Below are 12381 nucleotides of genomic sequence, written 5' to 3'. Positions count from 1 at the left end.
ACACTTTAAGGGGCGGAGGAATGTCGGTAACGACTGCTATTATAGACGACCTAAGCCGTGAGCCACCCATTGCCGCGATAGGGAGCAACTGGCAGCTCCTTACCGACGAGGTCATGGGCGGTGTGTCTAAAGGGACCATGGACCGCGGTGCAATCGCCGACCGGGCCGCCATCCGCATGCGCGGCGACGTCAGCCTCGAGAACAATGGTGGCTTTGTTCAGATTGCCCTCGATCTTTCGCCTGACGGTGGCGTCGTCGATGCCAGCGGCTGGAGCGGGATCGAACTCGACGTATCCGGCAATGGTGAGGAGTACGGCGTTCATCTACGGACGGACGCCCTGACCAGGCCGTGGCAATCTTATCGCCAAATCTTCACAGCCGACGCGTATTGGCGGACGGTTCAGCTGCCGTTCGGCCGCTTTGTTCCTCATCGCACGGATGTTCTGCTCGATACTCATCGCTTGCGGCGCATCAGCGTGGTCGCCATTGGGCGCGCCTTCTCATGCGATCTTGCTCTCGGAGGGCTTCGGTTCATGACATCGCAGGGGTCAGTGAAGGAGCCAAGCTACTGATGAAAGCGACTGGCCGTCTTGTATGTCTTGTAAATCATAAAGGCGAGAATTCGAAGCTGCACGTTCTGGTGCCAACGGACCCGAACGTACTCCGCGCGCCGCCTTTCAAAACAATCGTGCCTACCTTCGTGACCTATTCCTTAAAGGAATAAACCCAGCGGGCATGAGCGATTATTGCAGGATGGGGAAGCCGAAAAACACCGGCGCTGGATGGTTGTCAGCCGCGACGCGCATGTTCGCTGGAGGCCTTCGTTGCGCGAAGTGATTGTGGTGGTGTGCCGCCTTGCGGAATTTGGCTTTTGCGATCTTTTTGTTGCTGCTGACCAGTTCTGCGCGGTCGTTCATCCCCGCGGCGGAGGCGGAGGATGCGACTGTCTTTGCGGTCGACAGGTCTGACGCTTGCTGTGTCGGCGGAGGAACTGCTTCCCGACGGGGGAATATTGCAGCAGACCGAGGTTCCCGATCGCCGTGATGGGCAATCGCACGCAGACTGTCCAACGTGGTCCACTCCTTGGGCGCAGAGCGAGCGCTTTGAACAGTTCCGGTGGAGTCGTGACCGAGCCACCAGATTCCAGCCGTCCGGGCGCTGATCGACCATCTGGCGGCTGGCTTTGCGAAGCGCAATGTCGCCAGCCGGGTTGCCGATTGAGCTTTGAAGTCCTCGTAGAGGGTGGCCCTCGTAGAGGGTGGCCCTCGTAGAGGGTGGCGGATTTGAAAGGCATGTGTCGACTCGGCCCGGGTCTAGGCTTTCACATGGCGGCGCGAATTCTGCAGTACCCAAAATATACGACGGCGGTCCTAGCGCATGCCGTACCGGGCGAGCCGGCCAGCGGCGACGTTGTCTTCGAGCAGGACATCGTATCCTTCAAATACCGAATTGTGCGACTGCGAAGTTACAAATATCCGCGTGTCCGGAGTTTCCGCTGATCGGACGTCGGCAAGCAATATGAGACTGGCTCGATTGACCCAATTGAGACAGTACTCGTGTCACTCTCAACAGTGTCGCGCGTCAAAATCCGCAGGGAGCATAAGTGTGAACAGGCCTCTCAGAGGCTGACTGAAAAAGAAGCTGAGTGATTTCAGCCAGTTGTGATTCCTTCGGATTTGCGAAGATTCGAGGGAGAGCACGATGGTCTGGACTGAAATCACCCGCCGACACTATAGGCGGGCGAGCTTGCGATATGAAAGCGATACGACGGATGCCGAGTGGTTTGTGATGGAGCCGCTTCTGCCGCCTGCTTCGGCGCTCGGTCGCCCGCGTGCGACAGATATGCGAACGGTGATGGATGCGATCCTGTATATTGCGTCGACCGGCTGCCAATGGCGGCAGTTGCCCAAGGATTTCCCGCCCTACTCGACGGTGCAGGGCTATTTCTACGCGTGGTCGCGCGGCGGACTGTTTGCGTCGCTGAACTACACGCTCGTGATGGCCTCGCGCGAGGCGGCTGGCCGAGAGGCGAGCCCAACGGCCGGAGTGATTGACAGCCAGTCGGTGAAAACCACGGAAAGCGGCGGCCCCCGGGGCTATGATGCAGGTAAGAAAATCAAGGGCCGCAAGCGCCACATCGTCACCGACACGCAAGGAAACTTGGTCGGGCTGGTCGTGCACGAAGCCAGCATTCAGGACCGTGATGGTGCCCCGTGCGTTCTTGCTTCGATACGTTATCGCTATCCGTGGCTGCGCCATATTTTTGCCGATGGTGGCTATGCCGGAGATAAGCTGCGTCAAGCTTTGAAGCGCATCGGCAATTGGACGATAGAAATCATAAAACGATCCGACAGGGAGCAGGGCTTCGAAATCCTACCGCGCCGATGGGTCGTCGAACGAACGTTCGGATGGCTCGGTCGCTGCCGCAGATTGGCAAAGGACTTCGAGACCACAATCGCCAGCGCCGTTGCCTGGGCGTTCGTCGCTCACATTCGCGTCCTTATAAGACGGCTTGCAAAAGCCTGAAATCAAACGAATTCATTATGAGTCAGACTCTAAGATTGGCTCTGACGCACTTTTGATGATGGTCTATCTCTGAGCGAATGCTTTAAATGAGTCCGATCAATAAGTTAGGTTGGTGCCGCCGTTAGGTCGCGGTGACGCCACCAAATCGCGCTCCGATTGGCTGCTCGCCTCCTGAAATCAGGAGTCTTTTCAAAAGGATCAGCCGCTGCTGTCATCTATGGGGGCGAGAACTCATCATCAAAATTGAGTCAGAGCCTAAGATTGACCCCGCTCCCGCTTAGTGGATCAATAGCCTAGCTCGCCGATCGGCGTCTGGATCCCACACGATGACGTAATTGCGGTCTGCGCTCGAGGCGCGAAAGATCCGTTAGCATTGAGCCCTCGCAATCAACCGATTCGGAGGAACCGTCATGAAGCAATACGTCGGTCTGGATGTCTCGCAAAGAGAAACCGCAGTGTGTGTGGTCAGCGAAACTGGCCAACTAATTTTCGAGGGAAAAGCTAAGTAAGATCCCGGCTCTGATCGACCTGCTTCGTAAACATGCGCCTCTGGCGGAACGTATTGGTTTTGAGACCGGCGCGATGTCAAGTTGGCTTTGGCACGAACTTCGTAGGGTCGATTTACCCGTCGTTTGCATCGATGCGCGGCATGCACACGCGGCACTGTCGGTACGTATGAACAAGAGTGATCAAAATGACGCTCGAGGTCTTGCCGAACTGGTACGGGTCGGTTGGTATCGAGAAGTGAAAGTTAAGAGCGAGGAAAGTTAGAAGGTCCGCGCGATACTCGTCGCGCGATCCCGACTCGTATCCATGCGCCGAGACATTGAGAACCAAGTCCGCAGTCTGATCAAGGAATATGGATTGCTGTTCCCTCGCGCTATCGGCCAACAGTTCCGCAATCAGGTCAGCGAATTACTCGGCAAAGATCATCTGCTTCTCAGCGTGACCGCGCCGCTCCTGTCGATTCATGAGCATATCTGTCAGCAGCAGAGCAAGTTCGACGACGAGGTCCGCCGATTGGCGAAGTCGGACGAGACGACGCGACGTCTGATGACCGTTCCAGGCGTCGGTGTGGTAACGGCCTTAACGTTCCGCCATACGATCGATGATCCGTCCCGCTTCCGATCGGCCTCGATAGTCGGCGCCTATCTCGGCCTTACGCCTCGGCGCAACCAATCTGGAGAAAGCGATACGAGTGGCAAGATATCGCGATGGGGCGACCGTCTTCTCCGAACCTACCTGTTCGAGGCGGCGAGCGTTCTGCTTTATCGGACCAAAAAATGGTCCTCCCTCAAGGTCTGGGGAATGAAGCTCGCAAAGCGGATAGGTATGAAAAAGGCGAAGGTCGCTATTGCCCGAAAGATCGCCGTCATCCTTCACTGCATTTGGGTGGATGGCACCTCATTCGACTGGGGCCACGCAACACCGGCCTGAACGCATCCTAAAGTTTCTGGCCCGGTCCGCCGGGCTGGCGATGTCCCGCTGGGACGGTGGTCGCGGTGACCTCGGTCAATCGGCTGGTGGCGGCTCGTCCGCACTCCGCTGTACACGTTGAGGCACCCGCCCCGGACATCATCATGAGGCGCCTGGCGACCTCGGAAAGGACCATGACCCTGGCGATGGCATCAAAGCTACCGCGCTAAGATTGTTCGGCAAAAGCACATCCAACGCCGACCGGCTATCGTATCGCCGGCCGCTCTCGCCCCATCTGCACAACCCCATTCAGTTTCGATGGGGCGAGCGCTACCGCTTTGCTGAGCGCGGCCATACGGGTGCTTGACAACAGCCTGCAATTAAAGGGCCGATTGACATGCTGGTCTTGGAGACGACCGCCCGATCCGGCGTGAGCACTCATCAGGGCAAGACGATCAAGGAGACCGCCCGTGATCTGGAGGCCGCAGTTCAATTAAACGCCGCGCTAGCGGATTGCTTATGCAGGAGTATGCGCGCATGGAGGTTGTCTCATGAAACCGATAAGGCATACAATTCCAGACAGATTCACCTTTGCGTAATCTGGCTTTCGACAAGACCGACGGAGTTGAACATGCCCTACGCGAGCGCTGCAGCCGGCGCGGAAATATTCTATGAAAGTTACGGCGAAGGTACGCCGATCCTGATGTCCGCCGGCATGGGAGGCAACAGCTCGTTCTGGACGCCGCAGATCGCGACGCTGAGCGAGCGCCATACGGTGATCGTGTACGATCATGTCGGCACAGCACGAAGCCGCAACGGCAATGATAGCGTCCGCACCATCGCAGGCATGGCGGACGATATGGTTTGCGTGCTGGATCGGGTCGGCGTCAAGGCCGCGCATGTGGTTGGTCACGCGGTCGGCGGCATCGTCGGGCTCGAACTGGCGATGACCCAGCCGGAGCGGCTGTGCAGCGTGACGGTGGTGAACGGCTGGGGCCGCGCGGATGCTCATCTGCTGCGCTGCTTTGAGGTTCGCCGTGAAATCTTGAAACAGTCCGGGCCACGCGCTTATGTTCGCGCGCAACCATTGTTTTTGTTTCCGCCGCAATGGATCGCAGAAAACGAAGCGAAGCTGGATGCGGACGAGGCTCAGATTCTGGCGCATTTTCCGCCTGCCGACACCATCAACAAGCGAATCGAGATGTTTCTCGCGTTCGATCCCGGCGAGCGGCTGGCCGGCATCACCACGCCGACTTTAATCACCACCGCGACGGACGACGCGCTGGTGCCAGCCTATCTCACACGCGAACTCGCGGCCGCTATTCCGGGTGCGCGACTGCGCCAGGTCGATTACGGCGCGCATGCCTTTACTGCTGTGACGCCGGACATCTTCAATACGATGCTACTCGATTTTATCGCCGGCGCGGGCGGGTAACGCCCCGTCAGACCTCGCGGCGAATTTCCAGCTCGCCCCAGATCCGGTTGAAGTAATCGTTGAAAAGCGCATTGGTCCGGATCGTCACAGGGTCGCGCTCGGAGTCCGACAGTTCGATTGTGTGCACGCTCTTCACGGTGGCAGGCCGATTGGTCATGACGACGATGCGGTCAGCCATGGTGATCGCCTCGCCGATGTCATGCGTGACGAGGATGACGCTTTTGCCGCGCTCGCGGATGATGCGCTGAACTTCGCCCTGCAAGAGAAGGCGGGTCTGGAAATCCAGCGCAGAGAACGGCTCGTCGAGCAGTATGACATCCGGATCGAACGCCAGCGTTCGCATAAAGGCGACGCGCTGACGCATGCCGCCGGACAGTGTCGCGGGCTTGGCATTTTCGAATCCACCAAGGCCATAGGCGTTGATCAACCGGTGCGCAATTTCTTCGGATTCCTTACGACCGACGCCGCGCACTTCGAGGCCCAGCGTCACATTGTCCAGCACGCTGCGCCAGGGCAGCAGCATGTCTTTTTGCAGCATGTAACCGACTTGCCCTTTGGCCCCGGCGACCTGTACGCCGTTGACTGACACGCTGCCGAGGCTGGGCGTAATGAGGCCGGCGATGATGTTGAATAAGGTCGTCTTGCCGCAGCCCGACGGACCGACGATTGCCAGCACTTCACGCGGGCGCAATCCGAACGAAATATTGCCGAGCGCGCGAACGGGATTCGTACTGTCGGCGTTGAAGATCATGCCGACCTCGCGTGCGGTCAGCACGTCGTGCGCAGTCATTGCAGCATCGGCCATCAAACAATCTCCGGATAGCTCACGGCCGGCGCGCGCCATGGTCGTCCTGCTGTCACCGCGTCGAGATATGACAGCACCACGGTGTTGAACTGCTCGGGCAGCACTTGCGAAACGGCGTGGCCGCCGGTCTGAAAGAAAAACGTGTCGGCGTTCGGCATCAGCCGCGCCATCCGCTGCGAATAGAAATATGGCGTCAGGTGATCGTCCAGTGCGCAGGTGATGAGCGATGGGCACGTGATCCCGCGCAGCGCCTCGCCGGGACTGTACGAACAAATCGCATCGATGCGGCTCGTCATGATCTCGGCGGGTGCGAGCGCCGCCGCCGCTGCAGGTTCGTCCGCTTCGAGCCGTTCGAGGTTGGCGCTGACCCACCAGGGCGGGTTGAGAAAGAGCGGCGTGGTTTGCACGTAAGCGAGCGAGCCGCTATCGGCCAGCACACGCTTGCGGACATCGAAGCAACGCTTGAAGTAGCCGTCGGCAGTTTCCCAACCGGCATAGAAGACCGCGCTCTTGATCCGCGCCGGAAAGCGCAGCGCAATGTCCTGCGCCATTGCGGCCCCCGTAGAGTGCCCGACAATATGCGCCGCTTCGATGTCGAGAGAATCCATCAAGGCAATCATGTCGTCGGTCATCTGCGGCACCGAATAGACGATGCGATCCTTACGCGATCCGCCGGTGCCGCGATGGTCGTGCACCACGACGCGATAGGATGCGGCAAAGGCATCGACATTCGGTTTGAAGTAACCGCCTGCGCCGCCGATCCCGGCCACCAGCAGCACGGGGTCGCCCTGCCCGGCATCGGTGTAGGCGATCTCGGTTCCATTGATCTTAGCTAACGGCATCGAACTCTCCAGGCATCGCGCGCACGCAATTTCACCAGCTCAGCCATCGCTCAAGCATCGTGACGCCGTAATCAAGCACCAGCGCGAGCAGCATTAATGCGAAGAGCCCGACCCAGACGGCGTTCAGGTCGTACAAAGTGCCGGCGTAATAAACGAGATAGCCGAGGCCGGATTTAGCGGCGATGTATTCGCCGACGACGGCTCCGATCAGCGCGAAGCCGACATTCAGCCGCAGGCCGGAGATGATCCACGGCATGGTCGCCGGTGCGACGATCTTGGTGAACGTCTGCCGCGAACTCGCTCCGAGCGAACGCATCAGCCGGATCAGATCCTGATCGACCTCCTGCGCGCCGCTGAAGGCGGTCATCAGCGACACGATGAAGGTGATGATCGCCGCGATGGCGATCTTGGATTCGATACCGATGCCGAACCAGACGATGATCAACGGGGCAAGAGCGATCTTTGGCAGACCGTTGATCGCGACGATGAACGGCCGCAGGATCAGCGCAAAACGCGGCGTCAGCCACAGCGCAAGTCCGGCTGCGCTGCCGAGCGAGCAGCCGATCACGAACCCAACTAGAGATTCGAAGCCGGTGACGAGCGTGGATTCGACCAGCGTGCCGTCGGCGAGCAAGGTGACAAATTTACTCGCGATGCCGCTCGGCTGGCCGTAGAGATAGACCGGCAACCAGCCGGCGCGGATCGCGATTTCCCACAATCCGAAGAACCCGACTGTAAGGGCGATCTGCCCGACCACGATCAGCAGCCACGGCGACATCGCCGAACGGCGCGGCTGGGCCTGTGACACTGTCGTCATCAGCGTTTCGACAGATGCGCGACGGACGCGATTTCCACGAGGAATTCGGGCTTCACGAGGTCGGCGCGAATGCAGTAACGCGCTGGAAATTCGCTCGGGAAGTATTCTTTGTACACCGCGTTCATCTTGGCGTAATCGGCCAGATCCTTGAGGAAGATCGAGTTCATCGTGACGTCGGCCATGGTGCCACCGGCAGTCTCGACGATGCTTTTGATCGACTCCAGCACGGCGCGTGTTTGCGCCGTCGCGTCGCCGACGCCGACAATTCCGCCGCTCGCATCCATCGCCAGCACGCCGGAGACGTAAAGGATGTTGTCGGCGACAACACCCGGCGAATAGGGGGCCATTGGCGGCGGTGAACCAGCGGGTATGATCGGTTTGCGCGGCATGTCGAGATCCTTGTGAACGTTGTCGCTGTTTTTATCGTTGTCTTGAGATTGTGTTGGGGCCGATAAATCCATTAGCGGTTGGTGAGGCTGCGCAACTCGCTGACGGTGGTGGTCCAGCCGAAGAAGGTTTCGACGTTGTAGATCGTCGCCTCCTGCAAGGCGGGTGGTCCGGCCTGCAAGGTGGCGTCTTTCACCATGATCGAGAAGTATTCGAGAAAGTAAGCGTCGCGAATGGTGGATTCGACGCAGACATTGGTGGCGACGCCGACCACGACGAGGTTTCGGATTCGACGTGCGCGCAGCATGGCGTCCAGTTGCGTCCCGGCAAAACCGCTGTAGCGCGGTTTGCCGAGCACGAGATCGCCCGGCATCGGCTTGAGCTTGTCGACGAGGTCGTAATCCCACGTGCCCCGCGTGATCAGCTTGCCGTCGAGTTCGGGCTGCGCGCGCATCGTCTTCAACGCGTTCGACTTCCACCAATTCGGCGAGTCCGGCGTTCCGGCTTCCTGTTTGGCGCTATCCCAGCCGTTCTGAAAAAAGACGATTGTGAAGCCGAGCTTGCGAGAAATCTCGATAGTTTCCGCAACGGCTGATATGACTGGTTTAGCGCCCGTCACATCGAAGCCGGCGAGATCGAGATAGCCGCCCGGTGAGGCGTAGGCATTCTGCATATCGACGACGATCAGCGCGGTCTCATTCGCCGATAGCGGAAATTCTTCTGGGCTGGCGGACAGCATCAAGTAGCTGTCGCGACGTGGTAGCGATTGCGGCAGTTTAGGCATCGAACTCATGTTGGCACTCATGTTCGCATTCAATGTGAGGCCGATCAGCCCGGCATGCCGAATTCGGTGGTGGCCTTGGTAGCGAAGCTGTTGTCCACCATGTCCTCGTAAGGCAACGTTTTCTTGAGCGTGCCAGCGCCGCTTTCATGCTTCATAATCGCGTCCCAATCTTCCTTGGTGATGATCGGGTTGCGCGGCATCACGTTCTTCGTGTTCATAAAGTTTTTCGCGCCGAGCTTGACCACTTCGGGGGCGACAGAGGGAAACTCCAGCCGGCTGACCTCTTCGAAGACGTTCGGATCGGACTGCATGAGCTTCATCGCCGCGGCCAGACCGTTCATGAATTTTTGCACCGTATCGCCGTTAGACTTGGCATATTGCTCGGTGACAAAGATCGACGAGAACGCGATCGGCCCGAGGATGTCTGCGAAGGAAAAAACCACTTCTAGTCCGAACTGCGTGACGCCGATGCTGGCGTCCCAGTCGAATACGATCGCGAGGTCGGCGCGTCCGTCCTTGACGGCGGCAGCCTGCGCACCGGGTGGCAGTTCAAGAAAATTGACGCCGGCTTCCTTCGGGTCGAAGCCGCCGATGCCGCGCATCAGATAAGTCGGCGTCGAGATGGTGTTGGATGGGAAGCGCAGCGTGGCGATGGTCTTGCCCTTGAGATCGGCGAGCGAGTTGATCTTCAAGCCCGGTTTGGCGATGGCGAACAGCGAGACGCCGCCGGCGACCTTGCCGATCACCTTCATCTTGCCGCCTTCCAGTGTCGAATTCACCGACATGCCTGTGCCGGTCAGCGCGAATTGCGCTCGATTGGCCAGCAGCACCGACACCGGGACCGCGATACCGCCCGCCGTCGAGAGTTCGACATCGAGCCCCTGCCTGGCGAACAGTTCCTTGCGCATCGCAACGTAAAGCGGCGTATAAAGCGCGATATGGATCGCCTCGGAGACGATTACCTTGGTCCTACCCTGCGCGATTGCCGGCATCGGCAACGCCGCAGCCAGACCGAGCGCGCCCGTTCCAAGTAACACGCTGCGGCGCGAATGCGCTGACAGAGCTGACAACGACGTCGATCCAGTGTTCTGCACGGTCATGGTCTCTCCTGACAAGATGCTGCGGTCGGACGTTGAGTCTTCGATCGGGATGCCGCTGAAGCGACGGTCCCCGGTTCCAATGCCGACAGCCTAGGAAGCAATCTCTGATCTTTAAAGTCGAGAAACTGTCATGCGATCATGCAGAAAAGGCAACACCTCCAAATCCGCGGCTAGGTCGTCTGTTCTTTTGACGATCTGATTGCAGCGGTCAGCATTTTCAAGAATTCCTGGGCCGCATGAGACAACGGCCTGTCGCGATGTACGCTGATGCTGGACCGCGCCGCGGCCAGTTCGATATCCGTCAAGGGAATCGACTTGAGCCGACCTGATTTCAGCAACGACACCGCCGCGAGCGCCGGCTTGAAGGCGATGAACTGACCGGTGGCCGCCATGGCATTTGTCAGCTCCAACGAATTCGTTGTCAGGATTACTTGTGGTGCAAGCTTCTGATTGACGACCGCGCGCTCGAAGGACTGCCGCAGACCGAAACTGTGATCGGGAAGCGCGAGCGGTTTTTTGCAGATATCGGCGAGGCTGAGTTCCGTGCGTCCAGCATACTCGTGATCCGGCGAGACGAGGCACGAGATCGGCTCCGGAAACTCCGCGATGGTTTCGATTTCCGCGCGCGGGGCGGCATTAAACGTGATGCCGATATCGGCATCGTCTTCCAGAAGGGCCTCGATGATGCGATCGGTGGACGCGGTCTGTACTTTAAACGCGACGGCGGGATAACGCTGCTGGAAATCGCCGAGAATTTTTGGCAGCACGCCGCGCACGATTCCTTCGATCACCCACAGGTTGACCTCGCCACGCCGCAAGCCGCGCAGATCGTCGATACCGGCGCGTGCGCGATCGAGATCACGAAAGATACGATTGCTCTGGCGCGCGAGAACATCGCCGGCCGCCGTCAGCCGCACGCCACTCTTCGACCGTTCGAACAAAACGGCGTCGAGTTCATGCTCAAGTTGCGCAATCTGACGACTCACGGCCGATGGCGCGACATGCAGCCGGTCGGCCGCCTTGCGGATCGATCCGAGCCTCGCCACCGCGTAAAAATATCTAAGAGGCTGACTGAAAAAGAAGCTGAGTGATTTCAGCCAGTTGTGATTCCTTCGGATTTGCGAAGATTCGAGGGAGAGCACGATGGTCTGGACTGAAATCACCCGCCGACACTATAGGCGGGCGAGCTTGCGATATGAAAGCGATACGACGGATGCCGAGTGGTTTGTGATGGAGCCGCTTCTGCCGCCTGCTTCGGCGCTCGGTCGCCCGCGTGCGACAGATATGCGAACGGTGATGGATGCGATCCTGTATATTGCGTCGACCGGCTGCCAATGGCGGCAGTTGCCCAAGGATTTCCCGCCCTACTCGACGGTGCAGGGCTATTTCTACGCGTGGTCGCGCGGCGGACTGTTTGCGTCGCTGAACTACACGCTCGTGATGGCCTCGCGCGAGGCGGCTGGCCGAGAGGCGAGCCCAACGGCCGGAGTGATTGACAGCCAGTCGGTGAAAACCACGGAAAGCGGCGGCCCCCGGGGCTATGATGCAGGTAAGAAAATCAAGGGCCGCAAGCGCCACATCGTCACCGACACGCAAGGAAACTTGGTCGGGCTGGTCGTGCACGAAGCCAGCATTCAGGACCGTGATGGTGCCCCGTGCGTTCTTGCTTCGATACGTTATCGCTATCCGTGGCTGCGCCATATTTTTGCCGATGGTGGCTATGCCGGAGATAAGCTGCGTCAAGCTTTGAAGCGCATCGGCAATTGGACGATAGAAATCATAAAACGATCCGACAGGGAGCAGGGCTTCGAAATCCTACCGCGCCGATGGGTCGTCGAACGAACGTTCGGATGGCTCGGTCGCTGCCGCAGATTGGCAAAGGACTTCGAGACCACAATCGCCAGCGCCGTTGCCTGGGCGTTCGTCGCTCACATTCGCGTCCTTATAAGACGGCTTGCAAAAGCCTGAAATCAAACGAATTCATTATGAGTCAGACTCTAAGCGTCAGAAAGCGCACTGCTGATTTTCCCGATGCACGTTGGTCCAACAGGTATACGTCATACGCGATCATCTGCGTCAGGAAAAAACGGGCAATCTGCTGTCGTCTTTGCCGGAGGCCATAGGAGGCTTCCGCCGTCAGGCGCAGCCAGTTGAAGTCAATCTGCTCGATACATAACCGGCGAAAAACACCGATCAGCTGGCATAGACGATTGAGCCGCACCAAATCCTATAAGGCCCAGCTTGATGATCCAACCCTGCGGGTTGCGTG

At 58.9% G+C, this 12381-nt stretch carries 12 protein-coding genes and 1 pseudogene; 5 read left to right on the top strand and 8 right to left on the bottom strand.

Annotation, left to right across the window (positions count from 1 at the left end):
- The first annotated feature begins 20 nt into the window (after positions 1-20).
- Positions 21-572, top strand: a complete 552-nt coding sequence (locus tag FNL56_RS01440; RefSeq protein WP_143577397.1) for a CIA30 family protein — start codon at positions 21-23, stop codon at positions 570-572.
- A gap of 171 nt (positions 573-743) precedes the next feature.
- Here FNL56_RS01440 and FNL56_RS27525 read toward each other — a convergent pair whose 3' ends face one another.
- A complete protein-coding gene (locus FNL56_RS27525; RefSeq protein WP_168202831.1) occupies positions 744-917 on the bottom strand; it encodes a hypothetical protein in 174 nt (57 codons plus the stop codon).
- A 784-nt stretch (positions 918-1701) separates the two neighbouring features.
- On the opposite strand from FNL56_RS27525, the gene FNL56_RS01435 reads away from it, so the two are divergent.
- The 3 genes and pseudogenes from FNL56_RS01435 to rutD all read left to right on the top strand — a co-directional run bounded on the left by FNL56_RS01435 (position 1702) and on the right by rutD (position 5377).
- Positions 1702-2526: an IS5 family transposase gene (locus tag FNL56_RS01435; protein ID WP_143577461.1), complete on the top strand. Its 825-nt coding sequence runs from the start codon at positions 1702-1704 to the stop codon at positions 2524-2526.
- A 410-nt stretch (positions 2527-2936) separates the two neighbouring features.
- Positions 2937-3963: pseudogene (locus FNL56_RS01430) on the top strand (IS110 family transposase).
- Between the two features lie 376 nt (positions 3964-4339).
- Positions 4340-5377 carry a pyrimidine utilization protein D gene (gene rutD, locus FNL56_RS01425; protein ID WP_143577396.1) on the top strand — a complete coding sequence of 346 codons (1038 nt, stop codon included), beginning with the start codon at positions 4340-4342 and terminating at the stop codon, positions 5375-5377.
- A gap of 7 nt (positions 5378-5384) precedes the next feature.
- Here the strand turns inward: rutD and FNL56_RS01420 are convergent, their stop codons facing one another.
- The 7 genes from FNL56_RS01420 to FNL56_RS01390 all read right to left on the bottom strand — a co-directional run bounded on the left by FNL56_RS01420 (position 5385) and on the right by FNL56_RS01390 (position 11275).
- Positions 5385-6221, bottom strand: a complete 837-nt coding sequence (locus FNL56_RS01420) for an ABC transporter ATP-binding protein (protein WP_246661496.1) — start codon at positions 6219-6221, stop codon at positions 5385-5387.
- Complete coding sequence (locus FNL56_RS01415; protein ID WP_168202830.1) at positions 6182-6961, bottom strand: alpha/beta fold hydrolase; 780 nt, start codon at positions 6959-6961, stop codon at positions 6182-6184. Before FNL56_RS01415 ends, FNL56_RS01420 begins: the two co-directional genes overlap by 40 nt.
- A gap of 94 nt (positions 6962-7055) precedes the next feature.
- The gene (locus FNL56_RS01410) at positions 7056-7841 is read right to left on the bottom strand and encodes an ABC transporter permease (RefSeq protein ID WP_210245454.1); all 786 of its coding nucleotides are present in this window, start codon (positions 7839-7841) and stop codon (positions 7056-7058) included.
- Positions 7841-8230: a pyrimidine utilization protein C gene (rutC, locus tag FNL56_RS01405; protein WP_143578535.1), complete on the bottom strand. Its 390-nt coding sequence runs from the start codon at positions 8228-8230 to the stop codon at positions 7841-7843. The genes FNL56_RS01410 and rutC overlap by 1 nt, the downstream gene beginning before the upstream one ends.
- Before the next feature lie 71 nt (positions 8231-8301).
- Positions 8302-9033, bottom strand: coding sequence for an isochorismatase family protein (locus FNL56_RS01400; RefSeq protein WP_210245453.1), 732 nt, complete (start codon positions 9031-9033; stop codon positions 8302-8304).
- Between the two features lie 23 nt (positions 9034-9056).
- Positions 9057-10112 (bottom strand): ABC transporter substrate-binding protein, encoded by a 1056-nt coding sequence (locus FNL56_RS01395; protein ID WP_143577394.1) that lies wholly within the window; start codon positions 10110-10112, stop codon positions 9057-9059.
- Positions 10113-10282: 170 nt separating this feature from the next.
- The gene (locus tag FNL56_RS01390) at positions 10283-11275 is read right to left on the bottom strand and encodes a LysR family transcriptional regulator (protein WP_246661616.1); all 993 of its coding nucleotides are present in this window, start codon (positions 11273-11275) and stop codon (positions 10283-10285) included.
- Here FNL56_RS01390 and FNL56_RS01385 point away from each other — a divergent pair.
- Positions 11256-12080 (top strand): IS5 family transposase, encoded by an 825-nt coding sequence (locus FNL56_RS01385; RefSeq protein ID WP_143577461.1) that lies wholly within the window; start codon positions 11256-11258, stop codon positions 12078-12080. The two genes, FNL56_RS01390 and FNL56_RS01385, sit on opposite strands and share 20 nt — an antisense overlap.
- Positions 12081-12381 lie beyond the last annotated feature (301 nt).

It is taken from the genome of Tardiphaga sp. vice304 (assembly GCF_007018905.1).
Lineage (GTDB): Bacteria > Pseudomonadota > Alphaproteobacteria > Rhizobiales > Xanthobacteraceae > Tardiphaga.
Note: the sequence above shows the minus strand (reverse complement) of the source record. Positions and strands in the feature narration are given on the sequence as shown.

Bases quoted from the DNA above. Each gene is read 5' to 3' on its own strand.
- FNL56_RS01440 (WP_143577397.1), top strand. From the start codon at position 21: ATGTCGGTAACGACTGCTATTATAGACGACCTAAGCCGTGAGCCACCC.
- FNL56_RS27525 (WP_168202831.1), bottom strand. From the start codon at position 917: ATGAACGACCGCGCAGAACTGGTCAGCAGCAACAAAAAGATCGCAAAA.
- FNL56_RS01435 (WP_143577461.1), top strand. From the start codon at position 1,702: ATGGTCTGGACTGAAATCACCCGCCGACACTATAGGCGGGCGAGCTTG.
- rutD (WP_143577396.1), top strand. From the start codon at position 4,340: ATGCTGGTCTTGGAGACGACCGCCCGATCCGGCGTGAGCACTCATCAG.
- FNL56_RS01420 (WP_246661496.1), bottom strand. From the start codon at position 6,221: ATGGCGCGCGCCGGCCGTGAGCTATCCGGAGATTGTTTGATGGCCGAT.
- FNL56_RS01410 (WP_210245454.1), bottom strand. From the start codon at position 7,841: ATGACGACAGTGTCACAGGCCCAGCCGCGCCGTTCGGCGATGTCGCCG.
- rutC (WP_143578535.1), bottom strand. From the start codon at position 8,230: ATGCCGCGCAAACCGATCATACCCGCTGGTTCACCGCCGCCAATGGCC.
- FNL56_RS01400 (WP_210245453.1), bottom strand. From the start codon at position 9,033: ATGAGTGCCAACATGAGTTCGATGCCTAAACTGCCGCAATCGCTACCA.
- FNL56_RS01395 (WP_143577394.1), bottom strand. From the start codon at position 10,112: ATGACCGTGCAGAACACTGGATCGACGTCGTTGTCAGCTCTGTCAGCG.
- FNL56_RS01385 (WP_143577461.1), top strand. From the start codon at position 11,256: ATGGTCTGGACTGAAATCACCCGCCGACACTATAGGCGGGCGAGCTTG.